General features: G+C 57.5%; 23 protein-coding genes and 1 pseudogene. 4 read left to right on the top strand and 20 right to left on the bottom strand.

All coding sequences use genetic code 11. From position 1 onward, the window contains the following. Positions 1 to 44: 44 nt before the first annotated feature. The 8 genes and pseudogenes from CU103_RS16965 to CU103_RS32800 form a co-directional block, all read right to left on the bottom strand. Positions 45 to 515 carry a YbaK/EbsC family protein gene (locus tag CU103_RS16965; protein ID WP_106665210.1) on the bottom strand — a complete coding sequence of 157 codons (471 nt, stop codon included), beginning with the start codon at positions 513 to 515 and terminating at the stop codon, positions 45 to 47. Beyond that, entirely contained in the window at positions 512 to 1,321 is an 810-nt protein-coding gene (locus CU103_RS16970) for an MBL fold metallo-hydrolase (RefSeq protein ID WP_106665211.1), read from the bottom strand. Before CU103_RS16970 ends, CU103_RS16965 begins: the two co-directional genes overlap by 4 nt. Then, positions 1,314 to 2,102, bottom strand: a complete 789-nt coding sequence (locus CU103_RS16975; RefSeq protein ID WP_106665212.1) for a TatD family hydrolase — start codon at positions 2,100 to 2,102, stop codon at positions 1,314 to 1,316. Before CU103_RS16975 ends, CU103_RS16970 begins: the two co-directional genes overlap by 8 nt. Before the next feature lie 6 nt (positions 2,103 to 2,108). Then, positions 2,109 to 3,656 carry a methionine--tRNA ligase gene (gene metG / locus CU103_RS16980; RefSeq protein ID WP_106665213.1) on the bottom strand — a complete coding sequence of 516 codons (1,548 nt, stop codon included), beginning with the start codon at positions 3,654 to 3,656 and terminating at the stop codon, positions 2,109 to 2,111. Positions 3,657 to 3,739: 83 nt separating this feature from the next. After that, on the bottom strand, positions 3,740 to 4,801 hold the full coding sequence (locus CU103_RS16985) for a DNA polymerase III subunit delta' (protein ID WP_106665214.1): 1,062 nt from the start codon (positions 4,799 to 4,801) through the stop codon (positions 3,740 to 3,742). Continuing rightward, a complete protein-coding gene (tmk, locus tag CU103_RS16990; RefSeq protein ID WP_106665215.1) occupies positions 4,798 to 5,469 on the bottom strand; it encodes a dTMP kinase in 672 nt (223 codons plus the stop codon). The genes CU103_RS16985 and tmk overlap by 4 nt, the downstream gene beginning before the upstream one ends. An 85-nt stretch (positions 5,470 to 5,554) precedes the next feature. Then, positions 5,555 to 6,784, bottom strand: a complete 1,230-nt coding sequence (locus tag CU103_RS16995) for a D-alanyl-D-alanine carboxypeptidase family protein (RefSeq protein WP_210203775.1) — start codon at positions 6,782 to 6,784, stop codon at positions 5,555 to 5,557. Between the two features lie 574 nt (positions 6,785 to 7,358). After that, positions 7,359 to 8,024 (bottom strand): annotated as a pseudogene (locus CU103_RS32800) (septal ring lytic transglycosylase RlpA family protein); the annotation flags it as partial. A 231-nt stretch (positions 8,025 to 8,255) separates the two neighbouring features. Between CU103_RS32800 and CU103_RS17005 the strand changes: the two are divergent. Further along, positions 8,256 to 8,789, top strand: coding sequence for a carboxymuconolactone decarboxylase family protein (locus tag CU103_RS17005; RefSeq protein WP_106665217.1), 534 nt, complete (start codon positions 8,256 to 8,258; stop codon positions 8,787 to 8,789). Positions 8,790 to 8,799: 10 nt separating this feature from the next. Here CU103_RS17005 and CU103_RS17010 read toward each other — a convergent pair whose 3' ends face one another. From CU103_RS17010 to CU103_RS17065, 12 genes are all read right to left on the bottom strand, one after another. Then, positions 8,800 to 9,225, bottom strand: coding sequence for an OsmC family protein (locus tag CU103_RS17010; protein WP_106665218.1), 426 nt, complete (start codon positions 9,223 to 9,225; stop codon positions 8,800 to 8,802). Between the two features lie 39 nt (positions 9,226 to 9,264). Beyond that, complete coding sequence (locus CU103_RS17015) at positions 9,265 to 10,740, bottom strand: HAL/PAL/TAL family ammonia-lyase (RefSeq protein WP_106665219.1); 1,476 nt, start codon at positions 10,738 to 10,740, stop codon at positions 9,265 to 9,267. After that, entirely contained in the window at positions 10,737 to 11,738 is a 1,002-nt protein-coding gene (locus tag CU103_RS17020; protein ID WP_106665220.1) for an ornithine cyclodeaminase family protein, read from the bottom strand. Before CU103_RS17020 ends, CU103_RS17015 begins: the two co-directional genes overlap by 4 nt. 14 nt (positions 11,739 to 11,752) lie before the next feature. Continuing rightward, a complete protein-coding gene (locus CU103_RS17025) occupies positions 11,753 to 13,078 on the bottom strand; it encodes an LLM class flavin-dependent oxidoreductase (protein ID WP_106665221.1) in 1,326 nt (441 codons plus the stop codon). Beyond that, positions 13,075 to 14,157, bottom strand: coding sequence for an LLM class flavin-dependent oxidoreductase (locus CU103_RS17030; RefSeq protein ID WP_106665222.1), 1,083 nt, complete (start codon positions 14,155 to 14,157; stop codon positions 13,075 to 13,077). The genes CU103_RS17025 and CU103_RS17030 overlap by 4 nt, the downstream gene beginning before the upstream one ends. After that, a complete protein-coding gene (locus tag CU103_RS17035; protein ID WP_162707087.1) occupies positions 14,157 to 14,906 on the bottom strand; it encodes a DUF427 domain-containing protein in 750 nt (249 codons plus the stop codon). Before CU103_RS17035 ends, CU103_RS17030 begins: the two co-directional genes overlap by 1 nt. A gap of 28 nt (positions 14,907 to 14,934) precedes the next feature. Then, on the bottom strand, positions 14,935 to 15,867 hold the full coding sequence (locus CU103_RS17040) for an ABC transporter ATP-binding protein (protein WP_106665224.1): 933 nt from the start codon (positions 15,865 to 15,867) through the stop codon (positions 14,935 to 14,937). Next, positions 15,864 to 16,505 (bottom strand): ABC transporter permease, encoded by a 642-nt coding sequence (locus CU103_RS17045; protein WP_106665225.1) that lies wholly within the window; start codon positions 16,503 to 16,505, stop codon positions 15,864 to 15,866. The genes CU103_RS17040 and CU103_RS17045 overlap by 4 nt, the downstream gene beginning before the upstream one ends. 4 nt (positions 16,506 to 16,509) lie before the next feature. Beyond that, positions 16,510 to 17,127: an ABC transporter permease gene (locus CU103_RS17050; RefSeq protein ID WP_106665226.1), complete on the bottom strand. Its 618-nt coding sequence runs from the start codon at positions 17,125 to 17,127 to the stop codon at positions 16,510 to 16,512. A gap of 114 nt (positions 17,128 to 17,241) precedes the next feature. Further along, a complete protein-coding gene (locus CU103_RS17055; RefSeq protein ID WP_106665227.1) occupies positions 17,242 to 18,123 on the bottom strand; it encodes a glycine betaine ABC transporter substrate-binding protein in 882 nt (293 codons plus the stop codon). A gap of 174 nt (positions 18,124 to 18,297) precedes the next feature. Further along, entirely contained in the window at positions 18,298 to 19,233 is a 936-nt protein-coding gene (locus CU103_RS17060) for a dimethylarginine dimethylaminohydrolase family protein (protein ID WP_106665228.1), read from the bottom strand. 11 nt (positions 19,234 to 19,244) lie between these two features. Next, positions 19,245 to 20,837: a zinc-binding metallopeptidase family protein gene (locus tag CU103_RS17065; protein WP_106665229.1), complete on the bottom strand. Its 1,593-nt coding sequence runs from the start codon at positions 20,835 to 20,837 to the stop codon at positions 19,245 to 19,247. A 111-nt stretch (positions 20,838 to 20,948) separates the two neighbouring features. On the opposite strand from CU103_RS17065, the gene CU103_RS17070 reads away from it, so the two are divergent. The 3 genes from CU103_RS17070 (at position 20,949) to CU103_RS17080 (ending at position 24,237) form a co-directional block, all read left to right on the top strand. Continuing rightward, complete coding sequence (locus CU103_RS17070; RefSeq protein ID WP_106665230.1) at positions 20,949 to 21,839, top strand: LysR substrate-binding domain-containing protein; 891 nt, start codon at positions 20,949 to 20,951, stop codon at positions 21,837 to 21,839. Positions 21,840 to 21,968: 129 nt separating this feature from the next. Continuing rightward, complete coding sequence (locus tag CU103_RS17075) at positions 21,969 to 23,075, top strand: ABC transporter ATP-binding protein (protein ID WP_106665231.1); 1,107 nt, start codon at positions 21,969 to 21,971, stop codon at positions 23,073 to 23,075. A 46-nt stretch (positions 23,076 to 23,121) separates the two neighbouring features. Beyond that, positions 23,122 to 24,237, top strand: coding sequence for an ABC transporter substrate-binding protein (locus tag CU103_RS17080; RefSeq protein ID WP_106665232.1), 1,116 nt, complete (start codon positions 23,122 to 23,124; stop codon positions 24,235 to 24,237). The last annotated feature ends 12 nt before the right edge of the window (positions 24,238 to 24,249 follow it).

A 24,249-nucleotide genomic window follows, 5' to 3' on the forward strand; every position in this document is an offset into this window, starting at 1 on the left:
ATAAGATAGATTATGGAACCATTTCATATGGCTGAACAGGCCAATCAGCCGGTAATATCCGCAATTTGCGCCTTCGCAGCTTCTACCAGAACCATAGGCTCACTTGGAAAAACGAAGTTAGTGCCACCTGCTGCTGCCCAGACAACATCAAACTGCATCAGGCTTTCATCAGCATAAGCCTTGATGTCGATGAGATGTCCCAATGGTGAGACGCCGCCAATGGCAAAGCCGGTTTGCTTGCGGACGTGTTTTGGATCGGCACGATGCAATTTCTCGCCCGTTAACCTGGACGCTTTGTCGAGATCCAGTTTGCGTGGACCGGACACCAGAAACAGATAGAGCTCATCGGTATCAGCGCCTTGAAAGATCAGCGATTTAACGATTTGCGCGACGGTAACGCCGCACTGGATTGCCGCGTCTTCGGCCGTATGGGTTGAATCGGCCATCTGGCGGATTTCGATGTCGAGTCCGGCAGCATGGGCTGCCCGGCGAACACGTTCGACGCTTTTGCTCATAGTTCAACCTCGAATGACAGCCCGTCAAAGGCCGGTTCGACATTGTCTGGCGTGTCACGCAGCACGGTTTCATAATCCAATGGCACGTGCATATGCGTCAGGATTGCTCGACGTGGCTTGAGCTTATTGATCCAATCCATTGATTCTTCAAGGGAAAAATGGCTCGGATGGGGCCTGTATTGCAACGCGTCGATAATCAATGTGTCAAGGTCGAACAACTGCGCAGCTGTCGTGTCGGGGAAAGCGCTGACGTCGGAACAATAAGCGACATCGGCAATACGGAAGCCCAGGGAGAGGATATCGCCATGCACCTGTGGCAGTGGCAAGAAGCGAATGGCACCACCCGACCCGTTGATTTGGAAAGGTTCGTGATGGACGATCTCATGCGGCCGCAAAATTGGTGGGTAACTCGAACCTTCCGGGGTCTTGAAGCAATAGGCAAAACCTTCGTACAAGCGCTTTTGGGTTGTTACGTCCGCGTAGATATCAACAAGATCCCGGCGGTCGATGACAAAGGTTCGAAGGTCGTCAAGGCCGTGAATATGGTCGGCATGGGCGTGCGTATATATGACGGCATCGAGCTTTCCCGCGCCGAAATCGATCATCTGGGAGCGGAAATCCGGCCCTGTGTCGATGATGACAGTCGTTACATCGCCGGTCTCGGCGATGCGCTCGACCAGCATGGAGGCACGGCGTCTGCGGTTCTTCGGGTTGGCTGGATCGCATTTGCCCCAGTCACCATTGATACGCGGCACGCCTGGAGACGAGCCACAGCCAAGAATGGTGAAGCGCAAGCGGTCAGGCATCTGCTGGCCTTGGTATTTTGGTGAACAGGCGGGAAACGTTGTCGGTCGTTATTTTGCCGATCTCGTCTTCGCTGACACCAATCGTCTCTGCCAGCACCGCCGCCGTATGAAGGACGAAGCTCGGCTCATTGCGTTTGCCACGGTGCGGCGCTGGCGCGAGATAAGGCGCATCAGTTTCGACCAGGAGCCGGTCACGCGGCACGTTACGGGCAATTTCACGGATTTCGGGTGAATTCTTGAAGGTCAGAATGCCGGAAAAGGAGACATAGCCGCCAAGTGCGACCCCGACCCGCGCCAGTTCCGCACCCGAGGAAAAACAGTGCAGAATAAAAGGGAACGCGCCCTTCCCTGTTTCTTCCCTCAACGTCGAAATCATGTCCTCATCGGCGCTGCGTGCATGAATGACCAGTGGCAGCTGCGTGGCGCGTGACGCGGCGATATGCGTGCGGAATCCCTGCATCTGGGCTTCCGGCGGCGCATAATCATAGTGATAGTCGAGCCCGGCTTCGCCGATCGCCACCACCTTCGGGTGCTCCGAAAGCCGGATCAGATCGTCGGCCGCTATATCCAGCTCTTCATGCGCGTTGTTCGGGTGCGTTCCAACCGAAGCATAGACGCTCTCGTACTGCTCGGCGATCTTGATGATATCGCCAAATCGCCGGACGCGCGTGCAAATCGTCACCATCCGCCTGATATCGTGATCCAGCGCCCGCTGAACGATGGCGTCCCGTTCCTCGGCAAAATCAGCAAAATCCAGATGGCAATGGCTGTCGACAAGCATCGTATGTTAGGCTTCTCTGTCAGCTTCGACGTAACGCGGGAAAATCGCTTGCGGGGCCGGCAGATCGGCTCCGGGCACAAGTTCACCACCCACAAGATCAGAGAAGTTCCGCCTGTCCGCCGGAATGGCCAGGATATCTAGCAGTTTCGCCGCCGAACCCGGAATGAAGGGCTGGCAAAGTATTCCGATACGCCGGATGACCTCCGCGGTCACATAGAGGACCGTGTCCATGCGCGCTGGATCGGTCTTTTTCAGCGCCCAGGGCTCCTGTGAAGCGAAATAGCGATTGGCCTCGGCCACAACGCCAAAAATCGCCGCAAGCGCCAGGTGCAGGGCTTGCGTGCCAACGGCCCCGCGTGCCGTCTCCAGTGCCGCCGTTGCCTGATCCAGGATTGCCTTGTCCACATCAATCAATGCGCCCGGCTGCGGGACCTTGGCCCCGCAATTCTTGGCGATCATCGACAGCGAACGTTGCGCCAGATTGCCGAGATCATTGGCGAGGTCTGCGTTGGTGCGGTTGACAATGGATTCATGGCTGTAATTGCCATCTTGGCCGAACGGTATTTCTCGCAACAGGAAATAGCGCAGCTGATCGAGGCCATAGTGTTCGACCAGCGAGACCGGATCGATGACATTGCCGACTGATTTCGACATTTTCTCGCCGCGGTTGAACACGAAACCATGGCCATAGACGCGCTTTGGCAATTCGATGCCTGCAGACAGCAGGAACGCGGGCCAGTAGACCGCATGGAAACGAATGATGTCCTTGCCGATTATGTGGACGTCGGCGGGCCAATAGCGCCAGCGCTCCGCCTTTTCGTCCGGATAGCCCGCTGCGGTAATGTAGTTGGTCAGCGCGTCGACCCAGACATACATGACATGCTTTTCGTCACCGGGAACTGGAATGCCCCAGTCAAATGTCGTCCGCGAGACCGAAAGATCCTTGAGACCGGATTTGACGAAGGAGACTACCTCATTGCGACGCTCGTCCGGACCGATAAACCCCGGATTATCGGCGTAGAGTTTCAGCAAGCGATCCTGATAGGCCGACAGACGGAAGAAATAGCTCTCTTCCTCGAGCCATTCCACAGGCGTTCCTTGCGGGCCGTAGCGCACATTGTCGGCCCGCAGTTCCGTCTCTTCTTCCTGGTAATAGGCTTCGTCGCGCACGGAGTACCAGCCGGCATAGCCACCCTTGTAGATGTCGCCTGCTTCGACCATTTTCTGCCATATCGCTTGGGAAGCCTTGTAATGCCTCTCTTCCGTCGTGCGAATGAAATCATCATATGACGCGTTCAACAGATGCCCCATGTCACGGAAAAGTTTGGCATTTCTGTCCGCAAGCTCCCGCGGTGAAATGCCCTCCTTTCTCGCTGTCTGCAACATCTTGATGCCGTGCTCGTCCGTTCCGCTCAGGAAAAGGACATCCTTACCGTCATGGCGGTTGAACCGCGCAATCGCGTCCGTCGCGATCAACTCATAAGCATGGCCGATGTGCGGGCTTCCGTTCGGGTAGGAAATGGCAGTTGTGATGTAAAATGTTTCGCGGCTCATGCGTGACCTGATTTGTCTTTGTTGCGGCATCTTGGGTGGCCTGACATAACCCATGTCCAGCCCGATTGCCATACCGGCAAGCTCTATCGAGCACCTGACAGGGCGCGATGCATTCGTCCCAGAAAAATGAGGACTGTCTGCTTGCGATCGAGATTGAAGGCAGCAGCGTCCCTCGCCTCATTCTGCATGTCACTCCAAAGGCCGGACCAGCGGTTGGCCAGCACTACATCGCCCTGCTCCGCGCCGAGTCGCGCTTTCCCGGCAATGCGCGCCAACAGGTCTTCAAGGAAAAGGTCATACTGGATTTCGGCGTCGCGGCCTGAAAGGGCTGTCGCAAGCGCATGCGCTTTTGGGACGTCGAAGGTGGATTTGCCGAGGATGGCATCGACCGTTCCGGAAATCTCAAGCCCGCCGAACGCCAGCAGCAAGGCTGCCTTGCGCACACTGCCCTCGGCATGGGCGACTAGGGAATCCACGTCGGCCATCTGTTGGGCATCGAGATTGATGGCCAACAATGCTGCAAGCAAATCCTTCTTGTCCAGCGGCTCGAAACGGATCGATTGGCAACGAGAACGGATCGTGGGCAGCAGCCTGCCCGAGGAATGGGAAATCAAGATGAACAGCGTTCGATGCGGCGGTTCTTCAAGAGTCTTCAGTAAAGCATTGGCCGCATTGCGATTCATGTCATCAGCGGGATCGACAATAACAATGCGCCATGATCCATCATGCGATGTGCGATTGAGGAAATGCGTGACGCGGCGTACTTCATCGACAGTGATGGCGGTTTTGAACTTGCCAGTCTTCGCATCGACCGGCCGGCTGATGTGCAACACAGCCAGATGTGTTCCGCTGGCAATCTGCCGGTAAGGCGCTATGCCATAATCCGGCTCGGCAAGCTCCAATGGCGCTTCACGTTCTGCCGGATACCTCAGCATGTGCCCGGTCATATGAAACGCCAGGGTCGCCTTGCCAACGCCCTGCGGCCCTTCCAGCAGGAGGGCGTGGTGCATGTGACCCGACTGATACGCTTGCGCAAGGAACGATCTTATCCCGGCATGACCGAACAATACCGGATTGGCGGAAGGCGCAGGTACGCCGTCGATCGCATCGTGGGTTGCCGGTACGTCGAGAACCGCATCGCTCATTTTGCCACCTCGACGGTCCGCTTCGTTTTAATCCCACGGTTTGCCTTCAATTGGTCAACAACCGTCGCAATCTCCTTGGCAATCTCGCCGGCGGGCCGGTCTGCAGCGACGACCTTGCACCGGTCCGGTTCCTCGGCTGCAATCGCAAGATAAGAATCGCGCCGCTTGCGATGCAGATCGATGGTTTCCTTTTCAAAACGGTCAGCCGCTTCCGCTCCGCGCCGGGCGTTGGCGCGCTGTAGACCGACCTCAGCTGGCAGATCGAGGATGATTGTCAGATCAGGCATGAGGCCGTTAATGGCTGCCTGTTCGATGGCACGCATCAAGCCCGGGTCAAGGTCGCCTGTAACGCCCTGATAAACCCGGCTTGAATCGATATAGCGGTCGCAAAGCACCATACGGCCAGATTTCACGGCCTGCCGGAGTACCTGTTCGACATGGTCATTGCGTGCTGCCGCAAACAACAGGGCCTCCATGGCAGGACCGAAAGGTTCGGCAGCACCGCTCAGGATGACGTGGCGCACAGCTTCGGCGCCGGGCGAACCGCCCGGCTCACGCGTCACCAGCACATCATCGCCCTGCCCGCGCAGATATTCGGCCAGGCGCGCAATCTGTGTCGATTTACCCGCGCCTTCGCCGCCTTCAAATGTGATGAATAGTCCTTGCACGCTCGTCGCCGTCTTTCGATGCAGAGTCTCAGTCTATTTGAGATGGTTCTAGCGTCCACGTTTGAAAAGGTCGAGGCAGTAATACTTAGAACTTGAGTTGCCGGACCCAGCCCGTGGCCAATTCGAAGACAGCGTCGAACGAGCGCTTCTTCAGATCGCCGGTCTCGACCGCTTCCGCCGTGAAGACTGGTGTCTCCTGTGCCAGGACGTCTCCGATCCAGATGCGCAGGGTACCGACCTGCTCATCGGCCTTCAGCGGAGCAACAAGAGGGCCTTGATAGATGATATGCGCCTTAAGACGATCTCGATTGGCAACAGGCACGAGAAGGCTGACCTTTTCATGTGCCTTGAGCGGAACGCCTGATTTGACGCCGCCAAATACGCTCGCTTCTCCGATCGCTTCACCTTCGGCGAAGATATCGATCTCCTCGAATGCTTGATACGCCCACTCGAAGATCCGCCTGGCTTCCTCGGCCCGTTCCTTGTCGCTGGCGAGGCCGCTCAGCGCAACGATATAGCGCCTGCCGTTCCTTGTCGCCGCTCCGACGATGCCATAGCCTGACTGCTCGGTGTAACCGGTGCCCATGCCATCCGCGCCGATATCGAGCCGCAACAGCGGATTGCGGTTGCGCTGGAAGATGTTGTTCCAGGTAAAACTGTCTTGCGCATAGGTGCGGTAGTATGCCGGATATTCCTTGTAGATATGCCGCGCCAGGGCCACGAGGTCGGTCAATGAAACGCGTTGCTGCGGGTCGGGCAATCCGGTCGAATTGACAAAGGTCGAATTCTTCAGGCCGATTTCTTTTGCCCTTGCGTTCATCATTTCGGCAAATTTTGGTTCCGACCCGGCAAGGCCTTCCGCAAGGATTATGCAGCCATCATTGGCAGATTGCACGATAACACCCTGGATCAGATCGCCGACACTGATCGACGATTTGAGCTTGGCGAACATGGTGGAGCCACCCGATGGCGCGCCGCCGGTACGCCAGGCATTTTCGCTGACAGTATATTGCGTCGCGAGCGTGATCTTGCCGGACTTGAGCTCATGAAACACGACTTCCATGGTCATCAGCTTGGCAAGCGCCGCGGGTTCGATCAGGGTATCGGGCGATTTTGCATAAAGGATCGTGCCTGTCTGATCCTCGATCATCAGGGCTTGCTTTGCCTTGGTGTCGAACAGCGCATCTTGCGCACCTGCTACGGCAATAGATGCAAGCACTATTGCGACGCCAAGGGCAGCGATACGGAATGGCCGGGTCGGAAGGCATTTTGATAAATGGAGATCAGTTGCCGTCATCGCGAACGACAAATGCATCGCCGGCTCCGGCGTTCCACGCAGCCAGAAGCAGCGCGTCGGTATTCTTTGCCGTGTTTGCCCGGGCTACCAGAGCAATGCGAGGCCCATCCGGGCTGGCGACCTCAGACAATTCCACTCTACCCAGACGCGAAAGCACCCTCATCACACGGCCAGCCTCGGCCTTGTCGGCAAAGAGGCCGACATCGACATATTCGGCCGTCGGTGCAACGCCGCCCGGCAATTTGTTCATGGCTTTCCATGCAGTGGAAACCGTCTCCGGCGACAGAAGCTCGGTAGTGGCCTGTAATGTGCTGTTGGCGTCTGCGACCCGCTCGCTCGCATAGGAACTGATGAAGGGAGATACCGCTGGTTTACCACCCTTGAGCGAACCGAGCAGAATGGTCGGCTTGTCGTCGATATAGGGACCAATCAAGGGCAGAACCGGAACGATGTCGGCATCAAAGCTCAGTGCACTATTGCCGGTGGGTACCATGGCCGGCTGTGGCGCCGGTGTGGCGAGGCGCGCCGCCTGGTCGCTCAACGATACCGGTTGGCCGTCGAGACTGGCAACCTGGATGCCGGCGGACTGCTGTGGCTGCATTCCAGGAATCGCAACCCGTGCGCGCTGTGTCGGGGTTGCGCCATTCATGGCGATCATGACGCCAGATGCGGGCTGACCCCATGGATCTGCGGCACCCGGGCCACGATAGGAGGCCATCAGGAAGGAATCGTCGCTACCTTCGAGTGGCGCCCGGCCCACATATTCAACCTTCACATCGGCCGTACCGGTATGCTGATAATCGAGCACGGTCGCCGCCTTTTGCGAAAGATCGATCACACGGTCACTGTGGTAGGGTCCGCGATCGTTGACGCGCACGATCACCGAACTTCCATTGGAGAGATTGGTCACGCGCGCATAGCTCGGCAGCGGCATTGTCGGATGTGCGGCAGTCAAGCGGGTCGTATCGTAAATCTCACCATTGGCGGTCAGACGGCCATGGAAAGCGGAGCCGTACCACGATGCCCTGCCCTTGCGGATATAACCCGGCTCTTCTTTGGGGTAGTACCATTTTCCGGCTACTTGATAAGGCCGCCCGATTTGGTTGCGGCCGCCGCCGCGGGGGATGTTCCTGAGATCACTGACAACCCGCGGACTTGCTTTCACGCCGTATTCTGATTCAGCGAAATATTCCTTGCCATGGGTTCGTTTGGCGACTTTTGCCTTGGGCGAAGCGCAGGCAGCCATCAAGGCGCCCATGGCAACAACCCCCACAACTCGAAAAGCTTTGGCTTTTGACAATGCAAACCACCGGCCAGACAGGCCGTCCCCAGGAATTTTACATCAGATGTATCGATAAACGGATCAGAAGGCTGGTGCAACCCCGACGCCCATCATTGAGGTGGCACCAACCCTATAAGTGCCACTGATAGGTTGATAGCCCCTTAACAACGCCTATAGTGCGCGAAATACATCGCTCGCAGGGACCCAATGAGTCGCATATCGCAGATTGTCTACAGTGAGGCCTCGCCCGAAATTAGAGCCGAACACGATGAAGAACTGAGGCGGCGCGGTCGAATGACAAACATGAAGCGTATAATGCTTCACTCCCCGGTCGCGCACCGGATCTATGCCGAGTGGTTCACGCTGCGTGATCTGCTGCGTCCCGCGATCCCGGATCGGGCTATTTGGCTTTTTTCCCTCGCCATATCCGAGGCGAACCATGCGCTCGTGCCCTCGACCTTCTTCCGCCGCGCCCTGATCGATTCAGGATTCCAACCGGAAACCATCACTCCCGACGTGAACGAAGCATTGCTGATGGAGTTCGGCAGAGCCATTATTGTTGATTCCAACGCCGTGTCCGATGCTCTCTGGCAGCAGCTCGAGGCACGTTATGACGAGGCTACCCTCGTCAACCTTGTGGCATTCGCCGGCATTATGGCAGCCACCACCATATTCACCAATGTTGTCGACGTCGAACTCGACCCCGAACTCAATTCCTACAAGAAGGCGGGAGGCAGCTGAGCTGGACTGATCAGTCAGCCAGCTTGGTGACAAATTCCGCATTCCCGCGCAGCGTATTGCTGACGGTGCAGATTTCCTCGGCAATCTCAACGATGTGGTGCCGCGTTGCTGGATCCAGATCGCCATCGATTTCGATATTGATTTCAAAACGGGCAACGCGTGAGGGCTCGTCATGGGCTTTTTCGCCCGTCACATGTACCCGCACTTCCTCAAGTTTATCTGCCACGCCCAAGCGGCTGGCCGCAATCCGCGCGCTAAGCACGATACAGGCCGACAATGAGGCATAGAGCAGGTCGAGCGGGTTGAAACCCGGTTGCGACACGGAAGTGACGATGTTGATTTCGCCGCCCGTTTCGGATGTGACGACCGGTAAATCCCTGCCCTTAAGCACGGCCCTTGCGCCAACAGAGCGAGTTCTGATCTTCAGTTCCGGCATTTCCACAATTCCTGAAAGCGTAACGATTGGTGTGATTGATCATGCGCGCGGCAACATAAGGTTTGCAAGAGCGGAAACGTCATCCCCGAGCGCTCTGTCGTCCTTGAGCCGCGAAGCTGTTGCACGCACAAAACCATAGACTTCCGACGTGCCATCACCGCATCGATGGCCGGGTTTGAAATCAATCCCCTGCGCAGCAGCCAGCATCTCGCATGCAATGACGTGGCTCCACAAACCAATAATTTCTGCGCACTTCGCCACGGCAAGCGGCGTCTGCGTCGCGTGATCTTCGACACCTTCGGAGACCGGCAGGAAGTCCAGCAGCACCGGGTTTGCCTGGTGCCGTATCCGGCCGGCGAGCGCCGCCACCGTCTTCTGCAGCGGCACAAATCCGGCCGAGGCGCCGCCAAGAGGCGTAAGATAGCGCGGTAGGCCGTTGCGTCCTGATCCCGTCAGCTGAATGAACCGTGCGGCACTTGCCAGCGCTGCCTGCGCGATAGCGAGGCCCAGGGTCTCGAAAGCCAGAGCCAAGGACGGAGTGTGAAAATTACCTGTCGACAACACGCGGCCTTCATCGACGATCACCAGTGGATTGTCCGCGGCCGCGTTGAGTTCAATCTCGACTGCCTCTGTCGCGGATTTCACTGCCTGGGCAAGCGCGCCTTGGATAGAGGCAACGCAACGCAGGCTCAGCGGATCCTGGATGGCCGCCTGGGCTCCGAAAAGCGAGGAACCTTCAAGCAGAGCCAGAAGTTTTTCCGCCTCTTCGGCCTGCCCGGCAGCCTGCCGGGCGCGTTGGATGGCGGGCGCGAGAACAAGTGGATTGCCGCCAAGTGCCTCAAAACTCAAGGCCGCAGCCTGACGCTGAAAATCAAGAAGGGACGCTGTATCCACGACAACCAACGCGCCGCAGCCAACCGAGACGGCAGAGGCATTGAGCAGAGACAATCCATCTTTGGGGCCAAGCGCGGATCGCGCAAGTCCGGACAATTCCAGAGCTTGTCCAGACGGATAGACTTGCCCCTGATACTCCGCATTGCCCTCGCCGATCAGGCTTCTGGCAATTGCTGAAAGAAGCACGAGATCGCCTGCTCCAATAGAGCCAATCGACGGCAAGACCGGATGAACATGTTTGTTCAAAAGAGCAAGCAAGTCGTTGAAAACAGAAGGCGATATACCGGAACCACCAACAGCGAGCATTGAAAGTCGCGCCGCCATGACGGCGCGGGTTTCATCGCGCGGCAATGACGGGCCAACGCCCATGCCTCGCCCGCGCACCAGCTGTTGCTGAAACGTGTTGATACCCTCGGTTACTGGCGTCTTGAGGTTGGCCCCGAGCCCGGTATTCAGGCCATATATCTGTTGACCCATGGCGGCAGCTTGATCGAGCATCGCACGCGCACGCACCAATCGGTCATGAACATGGGCCCCGATTGCGACGGCTGCGTCCTTCCGGGCGATTGCCGCAATATCATGAGCTGTCGTGCCCGAGCCTTTGAAAACGATCGCGTTCATGCGAAACGCAACCTCTGACCGATATTGGTAGCCTTGGCCTTTTCCAGCATGGCATGGCCAAGCGCAATATCGCTCAGCGAAAGGCCGCGGTGCCAAAAAAGGATGGTCTCGACGTCATTCTCGCGTCCGGTCTTTTGCCCCGCAACGATCTGGCCGAGTTCGGCGTGCAGGGTTTGCTCGGATAGCTTGCCGGCCTCGACATGTGCACGAAGCGAGCCGAACTTGCCGCTCTTGCACTGGCCCCAGTCATCGACCACCAGCTTGTCCATGATGTCGGTCAGCGACAATTCCACTGCGCTCATCGTTCCGTAAGGCACGACAAACGCTCCGGGCTTGATCCATTCTGTCTTCAGCATCGGCTGCGGCTCTGGCAGGCGCGAAGCCTCGACGACGATATCAGCCCCCTCGACACAGGAGCGCCAATTATCGGTGACCACGATCTCCTTGCCCAGATCGTTCGACAGCTTTTCCGCAAAAGCATCGCGACTTTCAGGACGGCGCGAATGCACGCGAATCTCATCGAAATCGTAGAGATGATCGAGCAGCCGCACATTCCAGTAGGCCGTGCCGCGCGCGCCGATATGACCCAGAATTTTCGAGCTCTTGCGCGCCAGATATTTCGCACCAAGCGCGGTAATCGCGCCTGTTCGCATGTCGGTGATAACGGTCGCGTCAAGAATGGCACGGGGAGCGCCGGTGCGCGGGTCAAACAGGTTGAGTACACCGAATTCCGACGGATAGTTCAGTTTGTAGTTGTCGACGAAATCGCCGACGACTTTCACGCCTGCCAAATTCAGAGGTGCAACATATCCACGCAACACATTGAAATGCCCGTGAAAAGATGCATCCGGCTCAAGATGAACCCGAGGTTCGATCACCGTCTCGCCATTGCCCTGCGCCGCAAGCGAGATTTCAATCGCGGCCAGAATTTCTGCATCGGTCAGCGCAAGGGCGTCGATATCCAGGGCATTCAGATAATCAATGTAAATGGGTTGCATGCTGTTCTTTCTGCTCAAGCGCCGCGCGCGGGTATTCGGGTTCCGAGATTTTCGCGCAGTGTGCGCCCTTCGTATTCTTCGCGAAAGAGACCGCGGCGGCGCAGTTCAGGAATGACCAGGATTATGAAATCCTCTAGCCCTGCCGGAAAAAGCGCCCCCATGATATTAAAGCCATCGGCCGCCTTGGCGTAGAAGCGCTCTTCGAGTTCGTCGGCAATCTGCGCCGGGGTTCCGATCAGCTGCCAGTGTCCGCGTGCTCCAGCGAAATGCCTGGCCAATTGCCGGATCGACAGGTTCTCGCGCCGCCCCATATCGATAATCAATTGTTGCCGGCTTTGGATACCATCAGTCTGCGGCATCTCCGGCAAAGGTCCTTCCAGCGGATACTGCGACAGATCCTTGACACTGAGATAGCTGGCAAGCAGCGCAACACCGACCTCGTCGGGTATGAGTTCCTGCAAGGCATCATATTTTGCCCGCGCCTCGCTCTCGGTGCGCCCGACAATGGGTGATACACCGGGCAGGATTTTGAGATCATCAGGCTCGCGGTCGAAGGAAGGCATGCGCGCCTTGAGATCAGCGTAGTATTCCTGCCCCTCCTCAAGTGTCTGTGCCGCGGTGAAAACGACATCGGCAGTACGCGCCGCGAGATTTTTTCCAGCATCCGATGCGCCGGCCTGCACCATCACCGGGCGCCCCTGCTGTGAGCGTGGACTGTCGAGAAGCCCTGCGGCAGTGAAATGTGTGCCTCGATGGTCAACCGGGTGAAGCTTGCCGGGATCGACGTAGACATTCCCGTCGACCACATAAGCGCCCGCATCGACACTGTCCCAAACCGCGGTTGCTGCTGCCGCAAATTCCTCCGCGCGCTCATAGCGTTGTGCATGCGGTCGCAGGCCGCTCGAGACAAAATTTTCCGCCTCGAGTTCGCTCGCTGACGTCACCAGATTCCAGCCTGCACGCCCGCCGCTCAACTGATCGATTGAGGCGAATGTTCGCGCCAGCCCATAAGGGTCGTTATAGGTTGTGGAGGCGGTAGCGACCAATCCGATATGCGAAGTGTTGACCGCAAGTGCCGCCAGAAGGCTGAGCGGTTCAAAACCCGTCGAGCGCGCGGCCTGGCTGGCAATGTTGACATTGCGCTCGCGGATTGCCGCAGCGTCCTCGACAAAAATCATGTCTAACTTGGCAGCCTCCGCCATCTGCGCCAGCCCAATGAAATGATCGATATCGACGCCAGCTTCGGCAACGGCGTCCGGATGACGCCAGGCTCCGATATGGTGCCCGCCGGCCATCAGAAACGCACCGAGTTTCATCTGTCGAGAGTTCGCTCGGCTCATCGCGACGCTCCCGCTGAACGGCTCGCCGGATGCGGCGGCCTCCGAAGACCAAGGTGCTCGCGCAACGTGCTTCCCATATAAGCATTGCGAAACATACCACGCTTGCTGAGCTCCGGAATAACGCCGTCGATAAACGCATGGGTACTTTCCGTAACAAGCGGTGGCAGGATCATGAACCCGTCAATCCCGAACGTCTCAGACCAGTCCTGCAGTCGATCCGCTGTTCCAATGGGCGAGCCAAAGACTTCAAGCCCGGCGGGCTTTTCCCCAGCGGCGGGCAACGCATCGAGCCTGTCACGGATTTCCCGTGCCTCGCCCGCGGTCCCTGCGATATACGGAACCACGTTTGCGAGGATTCTGACATCGGATCGCATGCGCGCATGTCTCCCCAGTCGCTGCGTTATGTCCGCCACGAGTGCCCTCGCCTCATCCGGCGATCGCGCGCCGATAAAAATCAATTCCGCCGACCGCGCTGCGATATCCAGCGTATCCCCGGTTAGCAGTTGCGAGATGAGCGGTTTGCCCTGCGGCGAACGATTGACGTTGAGCGGACCGCGCACTTTGAAATGCGCACCCGCGTGATTAAGTACGTGCATCTTCCCAGGTACGAAAAATCGCCCCGACGCCTTGTCATATACGAAGGCGTCATCTTCCCAGCTGTCCCAGAGCCCGCTGACAACGTCGATATATTCCTCTTCGCGCGCGACTGTTTCCGGCGAGATCACCAGATTCCAGCCTGCTCTGCCTTTGCTGATCGTATCAAGCGAAGCAAAGCGACGAGCGAGATTGTACGGCTCGTGCTGGCTGGTTGCAGCAGTCGCGATAAGGCCGATTTTGCGCGCGACGGTGGCAAGCGCCGCGACCAGAGTCGTCGGTTCGAAAGGCACTGCCTGCGGAGACAGATCATCGATTGGCCGTCGGCCCAGCCGGTCCGCAAAAAAGGCGAAATCGAGCGCTCCGTCCTCGGCTTTCTTGACCTGCGCCGCCAGGTGCTTGAAGTCCATCGTATCCGGTGACCCGTTCTCTCGCCATGCGGCGGGATGATGGCCGAACGGCGTGATGGAAATGCCGATGTGCATTATGCCTCGCCATTGCTGATACGGATTTCATTGATTTTCTCGTTATAGAACGAGATCAGCCCCTTGATCTCGGCGCTTTCCGGAAAGGGCTCGGAATAGTACCAGACGATGTTCTCATGGCGTTGGCCGCCGAGTTCGAAATGATAGTAGGCTGCCGGACCCTTGTAGGGACAGTATGTCGTGTAATCGCTTGGTACGAGCGTCCCCGCAACCAGATCATCGACTGGAAAATAATAACGGGCAATCATTCCGGTTTCGAACAGGAAGATCGCCCGCCTGGTACGCGCTACCGGCTTTCCGTCGACGACAACCTCGACAAGACGTGAACTCGGTATGGTATCTATGCGATGATAGGCACTGCGCGGGTGCCCGAAGATTTCGTGATCCTCCTCGAACCAGCGCACAGAGCGCCAATCGACTGTCACATAGTCGGCTAGTTCCGGAAGTCCAAGCTTCGCTCCGTCATAGCTCCATGCCTTGTCGGGCAACGATACGCCCCGCGACTGCAGCGACCAAAATGCCTTCGTACCGAACAGTGGCGCCGGTTCGGTTTTTTCCGTGGCTGTCAGTGTGCCGCCAACAAAATCAGTCTTCGGCAAGTAATACGTTGGGCGCACGCCATTTTCGTAGATGACTACGGCTTCAGTCGAGTCGGCGATGAATTGATCCCCGAGCTTCAGGCGAACACGCCGGCTGGTCGGTTCAATCAAAACAGCAGGTATTTCCGAGGAACGATAGGCGACAGACATTTCTTGACTCCTCCAAAGTGAGCATAAATCAAACTGAGAAGATGGCATCCCGCGTCAGTTGCCCCTTTATGGCGCCCCTCTCGTCCACTACGGCGAGAACGTCACTGTTGGCGGCAACCATCAACGCCAGTGCATCGCGCAAACTACTCGTCGGAGCAACTTTGCTGGCGCCTTCGCGCGGCGTACTGCCGCTCATCGCATCATTCACGGTAAAGAGGCTGAGCCGTTTGATCGCGCGATCGATGCCGACGAAATTTTCGACAAACGCGTCGGCAGGATGCGACAGCACCGTATCAGGCGTATCATATTGGACGATCTTCCCGTTTTTCATGATAGCGATGCGATCACCAAGCCGAATGGCTTCGTCCAGATCGTGGGTGACAAGCACAACGGTTTTGCGGACACGCTGCAGGATCTGGCGAAACTCGTCCTGCAGTCGTGTCCGCGCAATCGGATCGATAGCGCCGAAAGGCTCATCCATAAGCAGCACCGGCGGATCCGCTGCCAACGCGCGCGCGACGCCGATGCGCTGGCGCTGGCCGCCTGAAAGCTGCCGCGGATACCGTGTGAGCATTTCCCGCGGATCGAGCGCGACAAGATGCAAGAGCTCTTCCGTTCGGCTTTTGATTTTCGCCTCCGCCCAGCCCAACAGTTTGGGAACGGCGGCAATGTTCTGGGCAATGGTCATGTGCGGAAACAACCCGACCTGCTGGATCACATAGCCGATATGGCGGCGCAGGTTCACCGGATCAACCTTGGTGACGTCTTCACCATTGACGACGATCTTGCCGTCAGTAGGGTCGATCAGTCGGTTAATCATCCGCATCGTGGTGGTCTTGCCGCAGCCGGACGGGCCGATCAGCGCAGTGGTCGTACCCTCGGGCACCACCAGCGACAGATCATCAACTGAGGCAACGCCGCCCTCTACGTAACGTTTGGTGACATGTTCCATCGTGATCATGCGGTCGATCTTTCTGCAAAAAAGAACTTTTCGGCAAGGCCGAGAATGAATTCGGTCCCTAGCGCCAACAAGGCAATCGGAATGGCGCCAACGAGCAAGCGGGACATATCCATCATGCTGATGCCCACGGCAATGAAATCGCCAAGCCCGCCACCGCCGATGAATGGTGCCAGCGTCGCACCGGCCAGCACTTGCACAGCTGCGGTACGCGCTCCAGCAAACATCGCCGGCGCCGCCAGCGGGATACGGATCTTGCGCAGGACCTGGCCACGGCTCATGCCCATCCCAATCGCGGCTTCCACCGCGTCGGGATCGACATCCCGCAGGCCGACGAACGCATTGAGCAGGATCGGCGGCAGAGCGAGAATGGTCAGCGCAACGATGGATGGCCACAGCCCGATGCCGAGCAGCGGCATCATGATTGCGAGGATCGCGAGACTTGGTATCGTGCGCAAGGCGTTGATCGTGTTGATTACCGCAAAAGCAAGACCCCCGCGATTGATAATCAGGATCGCCAGCGGCAGCCCAATAGCCAGCGCAAAGGCCAGTGAAACGCCCGACATCACCAGATGCCGGGCGAGTGCCTGATAAAACTCCGGCTGGTGGTTGATAATCCAGACGAATGCAGTGCTCAACATTTCGTCACCGCCCCCGGACCAGTAGTTTTTCGGCCTGGCTTAGAAGCACATCGAAGAACGTCGCCATGAGTGCCGTTAGAATTCCGCCGACCAGGATTTTCTCCGTGTAGCTCTGGTCGATCCCCATGAGTATGATCGTGCCCAATCCGCCCCCATCGATGAAAGCTGCAACAGTGGCGATGCCGATGACGGTGACGAGCGCGATGCGAATGCCCGAGACAATGAGCGGCAGTGCCAGGGGCAGCTCGATACGGAGCAGTCGTTGCCAGCCACTGTAGCCCATGCCGTCGGCCGCATCGAGCACATCCGCCGGAACACCGCGCAGGCCGGTCACGACATTGCGCAACAGGATCAGCAGACAGTAGGAGGATAGCCCGACAAGCGCCGGTTTTGTCCCAAGGCCAAGCCACGGAATCAGCAGCGCGAACAGCGCAAGGCTCGGTATGACAAAGATGATGCCGGTGATCGTCAGTACGACGGCGTAGACCTTTGGCCGGCGTGCGCAGATGATCCCGAGTATCAGCGCAATTATCAGCCCGATCAGCACCGATGATACCGAAAGGACCAGATGCTGCCAGGTCGCGGTGAGAATTTCCGGAATGTTTTTTGGAGCCCAGTTCAAGAGTGCCGCCCTGCCTGCATGGTCAAATCAGCAACGAAACAGCGGAGATGAGACCATCTCCGCCGCTCCGCGTTCAAATCATTGGCGAAACCGGCTAGCTCCGCCGCAATCCGATCAAATGCCCTTTTCCTTCAGGAACTCTTCGGCAACTTCCTTCGGTTCCTTCTTGTCCCGCTCCACGGCGGCATTGAGCGCGCGCATGTTTTCATTGTTGAGAAGCGGGCTGATCTTGTTGAGGACTTCCGCAATCTTCGGGTTCTTGGCCAGAGCATCCTGGCGAACAACCGGGACGAGGTAGTAAGGCGGGAACAGATGCTTGTCATCGTCAAGCACGACCAGGTTGCTGTCGGCAATCTGCCAATCGGTACTAAATCCGTAGGACACATCGATGTCCTTGCTCGTTAGTGCGCTGTAGCGGATGCCGAGCTTGGCGAAGATGCGGAAATCCTTGAACTCGATACCATAAGTTTTCTTCAAGCCCGGCAGCCCGTCCTTGCGCTCGCCAAAGCCGCCTTCCGCACCGAACGAAAGTTCCTTCGACGCTGGACCAAGATCCGTCAGGGTCTTCAGCTTGTATTTTTCGGCTGTTTCCGGAAGCGTGATAATCGCATAGCCATTGTTGATCTGTGTCGGCTCGAGCAGCGTCAGTTGCAGGTTCTTCTCGTAGTAATCCTTGACGTCCTTGTAGATTTTCTCTGCCGAGCCCGACAAATCGCCCTTGACGACAGCGGCAAGTGCCGTCCCCGTATACTCCGGGTAAAGATCGATTTCGCCATTGGTCAGCGCAGAATGGGCAATCAGCGTCGCACCGAGATTAAGCCGGCGCTCAACCGTAATTCCGGCCTTCTCAAGCGCCTGAGCGTAAATTTCGGCGACTACAAACTGCTCGGTAAAGTTTTTGCTGCCAATCTTCACCGTCTGGGCGAAGCCGGTCGTTGCCGCCGTCAAAGCCACCAACACGCCCAGCCCGATTGAGGCGACACTTTTCAAGATCACGATTTTCCCTGCAAGCTACTGTAGGATTTAATTCGATCCTACTGGTTTCGTTGTCGAATTCGCATGCTAGCAATCTCAGATGGCAAGTTCGCAGATGAATATTCCAATGTTTCCCGTCGAAGTAGAAATTATTTACTAGCGAATTGCAACTGACGACACCTGTCAGTCGTAACTTCAATCAGGTGAGCGCAAGAGCGCCTGCGCCATGCAATGAATGCCGCCGCCGGTCTTGGAGATCTCGCTCATATCAACCGCCGCTACCTCGAACCCCCTCGCCCTCAACTTTTCAATCAAAGTCTTGCTCGACGTCGGCGCGATGATCCGGTCGTTGCCAAGCGACATGAAATTGCAGCCAAGATTCATAGTATCCTGGAATGGCACATCGATGATTTCGTGACCTTTTCCTTTCAGCCAGTCAACGATAGCGGGCTCCGTGCAAGCGAGACAGACCGCAGTCAGTTTCGGCGCGATCGGCACCACCATCAAATCGATATGGACATAATATTCGTCGATGAAGGCAAGCCGCGTTTCCCAGCCTTCCTTGCGGAACCATTCCTCTATCTGACGGGCGCCCTCCTCCTGTGTGCGCGCGCCGCCGCAACCGATCAACACGCAGCCCTCCTCGATGACGTTGAAATCGCCGCCCTCGAATGTTCCGGCGGTGACCATGTCATAAATCGGGATGCCCAGTCGCTCGTAAGTACGGATGGCTGCATAGTTCTCGCCGCGCCGCCACCAGTTGGCCATGGCGGTGATGATCGCGCCATAGGGCGTCATTATGCTGGAATCGCGCGAATAGACCTGCATCGGCAATTCGGGTTCCGGATCGTGCCAATGAATCTTGACGCCGAAATGCTCATACGCAGCAACAAGTTCCTTGTGCTGTGCCTGCGCAGCCTGAATGTTGCATGGCGCCTCGCGCAGGTGCTTGCGAGACAGGGAGCTCGTCGCCAAATGCCTGAGGAAGGCGGGCGAACCAAGAAGCACATCGGTCAGTGGATCGGTTTCATTACGGAAACCCCAGCCATTGAGAGGCTTGGTGCCGCCATTCGGATTGCGCCGCTTCAGCGTGAACGCATCGGCCGCGAAGCCCTTTTCGTGACGTGTCATGGACTGTCTCCTCATTGCACGCCGCCAGTGGGTATCCACCACTCGCGTCCGCGCGCGGTTGTTACATATTCCGGCCAGCGGAAATGGACCGGGGGCTCATAATCGCAAAGCGGTGCGATCCATTTTGAACCGCCAACGCCGCCACCGGTGCGCTCGATAAATTCGCCTTTTGCTCGTCTCCGCGCGCCTTCGTCCTCAAGCAGGCGCAGTGCCGTCAGCGCCACTGTCTTCGACGCGCAAATCACCATTGGTTCGATGGTTTCGGAAATGCCGCCGAGCGCATTCATCACCCAGCCCGGATAGGAAAATCCCTTCGGCGCCTTCAATGCCGGGCGCGCTACGTAAAAGCGGACCGTCGGCGCATGCCAGGTCATGTCCGTGTAATCGTCGGATGTGGAGTTGATCTGCGATGGCGGCAAATCGTGGCGCAGGATCGTCTCGGCTTCCTGAGGCGAAATCAGCGATTCACATGCATCGATGAACGGCTCATCCATCGCTTCCACCCCGGTATTCACCTGAATCTCACGTGCTATGGCCTTTGCCGCCTCGTTCCAGCGCGGCGCGCCGACAATATTGAGCGCATCCCAGGTGATCCCGGCCATCGCATGATTGGCAAGGCCCGGCCGGGACTTGCAAACCCAATGCCGCTCGACTCGGCATCCCGTCATCGCGGCCGCATGATCCGCATTACGATCAAGCACTGCTGTGATCTGCTCGGCCATGGCAATGGTCGGTACGCGCATCATGTATTGGATTTCAGCCAGGCCTGCCGGAAGATTGTCAGCCGTCGCCTGCCCCGCCGTCAGGATCGCTTCGCTGATCGACCAGCCGCCCTGATGTGGCAGCATGGAATCGCGCAGCGCCTTCGAGGCCATATACATCATCATCAGTGCGTCATTGGCGCCAGGCGCCCGCACCGCGGAATGCGATTGAGGGATCGGGGCACCATCACTGATGCCCCAGCGCTCCGGCTGGTCGCAGATGAAGCGATAGACCATCGAATAAGCAGCACCGCAATGCGTATCCCAGCGCACCGTGTTGCATAGCGGAAGCATATAGAACGGGTGGAAGGAGATCATGCCATCCAACCCGTCATAATAGCCCTTGGCGGCATGAATCGGCTTTGAGCCACGGACCTTTTCCGCAGGCTCACCCGTAAATCTCAAAGTTCCGGTGATGCCATGTTTTTCCATCGCCGCCTTTGTTGCTAGCAAACCGCCGAGACTGGAAATGCCGAGACCGGAATGCGGATCGGTGTGGCCGCCCGCATGTTCGTTCAGGCCGGGTCGTGGCCGCTTGACCGTGGATGCGTCCTGACAGTTGCCCGGCACCGCGTCATATTCGGCATACATACCAATTGTCGGTGCCTTGCCGTTGGTGCCGGCCTTGTTGGTCCAGTGCGCGCAGAAGGCAGTCGGCATGCCGCCGGAGCCGGCCTCGACGTCAAACCCCTCTTGACGCAGCCGGGTCACATACCAATCAGCCGACTGATATTCGCGCCATGCGGTTTCACCGAAATCGAAAATCGTTCGGGTCCAGGTCGACAGATCGGCTTTGTGATCGTCAACAAAATTCAGTGCCGATGTTGCTGTTGCCGTAACCACATTCCGCCTCCCGCTGCCGGGAGATAATCATCTGAAAGGCGGGACAAAAAGTGATATGTTTTTTCAAAACGTGCAAATTCTATTCACCTCTTCATCCCCAAGGACACAAATATGCGCATACCATCCACTCAGGCGCTGCGTGCTCTGGAAAGTTTTGCCAGACATGGCAGCGTCTGGCGGGCAGCCGAAGAGTTGCATCTGACCCGCAGCGCTGTCAGCCATCAATTGCGCCTGCTCGAGAGGGACCTCGGCTTTGAACTCCTGCAGCGGGATGGCAAGGGTATCACGCTGACGCCGCGCGGGCGCAAATATGCCAACGATGTTCGCAAGGCGCTGATTGTCATTGACGATGCTGGCGGCCGGCAAAACCCTGCAGGTACCGGCGGATCATTGTGCGTAAGCTGCACCGCAGGGTTCGCATCTCTCTGGTTGTGCACCCATATCGCTGAGTTTCAGGAGAAATATCCGGAAGTGGCACTACGCATCATAACCCCGCGCAAACTCGACGACGTCACGGATGCAAGCGTCGATCTCTTTATCGCTTTTGGTGATGGCAATTGGCCCAACCGTTCGGTCGAACTGCTGTGCGAGGTGGAATTCACGCCACTCTGCAGCCCGGTGCTCCTAAACAATCTGGGCGGTATCGCCGAACCGAAAGATATCTTGCGCGCGCCATTGTTGCACCTTGGCGATTTCGAGGATTGGACCCGCTGGTTGGCACTGGCCAACGTCGATAATCCGGATTCGGAGCGGGGCATTGTGTTCTCCGACATGAATCTCGTCTATTCCGCCGCTATCACCGCCCAGGGCATCGCCATGGGGGACGAACTCACCTGCCGCAAAGCCATGAGGGCCGGTCAACTCATCCGGCCGTTCGACCTCAGCATCAAGTCGCCAAAATCCTATTTTCTGGTGACGGATTATGCCAGGATTGACAATGCGGCCCAGCTTGCTTTCACGGAATGGTTGAAATCGCGCCTTTCGCAGACCCGCAATGCCTGAAGTCCGCGCCATGAGCCAGGAAGAAGGTTGGCGTGAATTTCATTCACGTATCGCGGTAATATAATTCAATTGTCGGAACCGCAGATTGTGCCTAGGCTCCTGTCAAAATAAGGGGAAAGAGGTCAATCAATGCCTCAAAGCATTCAACTGGGCGATGCGAAAGCCGCCGAGATCAAGGCTGTATCGATTGGCAAGACATTTGGCGCTTTTCATGCGCTGAGGAATCTCTCGCTCGACATCGGTCGCGGCGAATTTTTGACCCTCCTTGGACCATCCGGATCGGGCAAGACGACCTTCTTGATGATCCTTGCCGGCTTCACCGCGCCGACCACTGGGCGACTGATGATGGACGGCAAGGATATCACCAATGTGCCTGCCGAAGATCGCTCCTACGGCATGGTGTTTCAGGGTTATGCGCTCTTTCCGCATCTGACGGTCGAACAGAACATCGCCTTTCCGTTGAAAGTCCGGGGGCGCTCCTCAGCCGATATCAAGCGCAAGGTCGGTGAGATGGTGCAGCGCGTCGGCCTCACCGGCCATGAGACGAAGCTTCCGGCCAAGCTCTCCGGTGGCCAGCAGCAGCGGGTGGCCCTGGCCCGCGCCCTCGTCTTCGAACCCTCGGTTCTGCTGCTCGACGAGCCTTTCTCTGCACTGGACAAGAACCTGCGTGAAATGATGCAGCAGGAAGTCAAGCGGCTGCATGAAGAGACCGGAACGACCTTCGTCTTCGTTACCCACGACCAGTCCGAAGCGCTTGCCCTTTCCTCGCGCGTCGCCATCTTCAACCATGGCGAACTGTTGCAGGTGGGCAAGCCGCAGGACGTCTACGAGCGCCCCGAAAGCCGTTTCGTTGCCGAGTTTCTCGGCGAAATCAATCTCTTGCCGTTGGATGCTCTACGGCTTGAAGGCGATCGCGCGGCAGGCCAATTCGAGGAGCGGACGATCGTTCTGAACAGGACCATGGCCATGACCGGACCAAATGCAGTGGCGGCCGTACGTCCCGAACATATGGTCATTTGCACGGGTCCGCAGAATGGCGACCGCAATGCCATCACCTGCCGGGTCGAGGGCGCGACCTATTTCGGCGCCTCGACCAAATACCATTTGAAGACACGTAGGGGCACCAGCCTGGCGGTTTCAATGCCAACTGCCGCGACATCGCCCATCGCACCGCAAACAGATGTGTGGGTGTCCTGGCCGGTGCATCAGGGCTTTTTGCTGCCTGCCGGAGGTTAAGCGGCAGCATCAGGAATGTGACAATAACAATCCAGAGGGAAACAAAATGGATAACGCATTTCAAAAAGACTGCCTCGAGATACTGGCCAGCAAGGTCGAGAATGGTGAAATCAGCCGGCGGCGTTTCACGCAGATGGCGGCGATGCTGCTTGCCGGAGCGCCCGCACTTCTGCGTTCGACCAAATCCTCCGCCCAGGCCAAGGAGCTTGTCCTGGTCAATTGGGGCGGCGATGCCATGACCGCCTATGACAAGGCCTATGGTCAGCCCTTCACCAAGGAGACGGGCATTCCCGTCAAGATGGACGGCTCTGGCCCGACGGAAGGCGCCATCACTGCCCAGTTCAAGAGCGGTAAGCCGAGTTGGGACCTGCTGGACATAGACCCGTTCTCCGGAATATCGCTCGGCAAGCAGGGGATGCTTGAGGAAATCGATTATAAAATCGTCGACAAGAGCAAGATGCGGCCAGGCTTCGGCTGGGATCATGCTGCTTCGACTTATTTCTTCTCCTATATCATTGCCTATGACTCTTCGAAATTCGGCGACCAGGTGCCGACCGGCATGGCCGACTTCTTCGACGTCAAAAAATTCCCCGGCAAACGATCGCTCTACAAGTGGGGATCGGCGATGTGGGAAGCAGCTCTACTCGCCGATGGAGTTGCACCTGAGAAACTTTACCCGCTGGATCTCAAGCGCGCGCATGACAAGATCGCGGCGTTCAAGGAAAACGTCGTGGCCTATTGGGGCGGCGGCGCCGAAAGCCAGTCAGTGCTGATGGACGGCGAAGCGTCGATGGCGATCATCTGGTCCACACGGGCACAACTGCTCGAACAGGATTCCGGCGGCAACATCAAATTCATCTGGGATCAGGGCCTGATTTCGCCCGGCGCGCTTGGCGTAATGAAGGGCAATCCCGGCGGCAAGGACAATGCGATGAAATTCATAGCAAGCGCCCAGACGCCGGAACGCCAGCTGGAAATGTTCAACCTGCTCGGTCAGGGTCCAGCCAATCCGGCGACCGATGCGCTGATCCCGGCCGACAAAAAGCGGGTGAACTGCGTCGATCCGGCCAATATGACGAAGCAGATCCCGCTCAATATGGAATGGTATGCTGAAAACTACGGCAAGGCGTTCGACGAATATACGAAAGTCATCTCGGCTTGAGGCGCCGCTTCG

The organism is Phyllobacterium sophorae (genome assembly GCF_003010965.1).
Classification (GTDB): Bacteria; Pseudomonadota; Alphaproteobacteria; order Rhizobiales; family Rhizobiaceae; genus Phyllobacterium; species Phyllobacterium sophorae.

What these genes read in the sequence shown, in the direction of transcription:
- CU103_RS17020 (WP_106665220.1), bottom strand. Translation starts at nt 11,738, where the DNA reads ATGCAACCCATTTACATTGATTATCTGAATGCCCTGGATATCGACGCC.
- CU103_RS17005 (WP_106665217.1), top strand. Translation starts at nt 8,256, where the DNA reads ATGAGTCGCATATCGCAGATTGTCTACAGTGAGGCCTCGCCCGAAATT.
- CU103_RS17045 (WP_106665225.1), bottom strand. Translation starts at nt 16,505, where the DNA reads ATGTTGAGCACTGCATTCGTCTGGATTATCAACCACCAGCCGGAGTTT.
- CU103_RS17060 (WP_106665228.1), bottom strand. Translation starts at nt 19,233, where the DNA reads ATGACACGTCACGAAAAGGGCTTCGCGGCCGATGCGTTCACGCTGAAG.
- CU103_RS17075 (WP_106665231.1), top strand. Translation starts at nt 21,969, where the DNA reads ATGCCTCAAAGCATTCAACTGGGCGATGCGAAAGCCGCCGAGATCAAG.
- CU103_RS16975 (WP_106665212.1), bottom strand. Translation starts at nt 2,102, where the DNA reads ATGCTTGTCGACAGCCATTGCCATCTGGATTTTGCTGATTTTGCCGAG.
- metG (WP_106665213.1), bottom strand. Translation starts at nt 3,656, where the DNA reads ATGAGCCGCGAAACATTTTACATCACAACTGCCATTTCCTACCCGAAC.
- CU103_RS17010 (WP_106665218.1), bottom strand. Translation starts at nt 9,225, where the DNA reads ATGCCGGAACTGAAGATCAGAACTCGCTCTGTTGGCGCAAGGGCCGTG.
- CU103_RS16970 (WP_106665211.1), bottom strand. Translation starts at nt 1,321, where the DNA reads ATGCCTGACCGCTTGCGCTTCACCATTCTTGGCTGTGGCTCGTCTCCA.
- CU103_RS17040 (WP_106665224.1), bottom strand. Translation starts at nt 15,867, where the DNA reads ATGATCACGATGGAACATGTCACCAAACGTTACGTAGAGGGCGGCGTT.
- CU103_RS17080 (WP_106665232.1), top strand. Translation starts at nt 23,122, where the DNA reads ATGGATAACGCATTTCAAAAAGACTGCCTCGAGATACTGGCCAGCAAG.
- CU103_RS16995 (WP_210203775.1), bottom strand. Translation starts at nt 6,784, where the DNA reads ATGCATTTGTCGTTCGCGATGACGGCAACTGATCTCCATTTATCAAAA.
- CU103_RS16985 (WP_106665214.1), bottom strand. Translation starts at nt 4,801, where the DNA reads ATGAGCGATGCGGTTCTCGACGTACCGGCAACCCACGATGCGATCGAC.
- CU103_RS17030 (WP_106665222.1), bottom strand. Translation starts at nt 14,157, where the DNA reads ATGCACATCGGCATTTCCATCACGCCGTTCGGCCATCATCCCGCCGCA.
- CU103_RS16965 (WP_106665210.1), bottom strand. Translation starts at nt 515, where the DNA reads ATGAGCAAAAGCGTCGAACGTGTTCGCCGGGCAGCCCATGCTGCCGGA.
- CU103_RS17025 (WP_106665221.1), bottom strand. Translation starts at nt 13,078, where the DNA reads ATGAGCCGAGCGAACTCTCGACAGATGAAACTCGGTGCGTTTCTGATG.
- CU103_RS17035 (WP_162707087.1), bottom strand. Translation starts at nt 14,906, where the DNA reads ATGTCTGTCGCCTATCGTTCCTCGGAAATACCTGCTGTTTTGATTGAA.
- CU103_RS17070 (WP_106665230.1), top strand. Translation starts at nt 20,949, where the DNA reads ATGCGCATACCATCCACTCAGGCGCTGCGTGCTCTGGAAAGTTTTGCC.
- CU103_RS17015 (WP_106665219.1), bottom strand. Translation starts at nt 10,740, where the DNA reads ATGAACGCGATCGTTTTCAAAGGCTCGGGCACGACAGCTCATGATATT.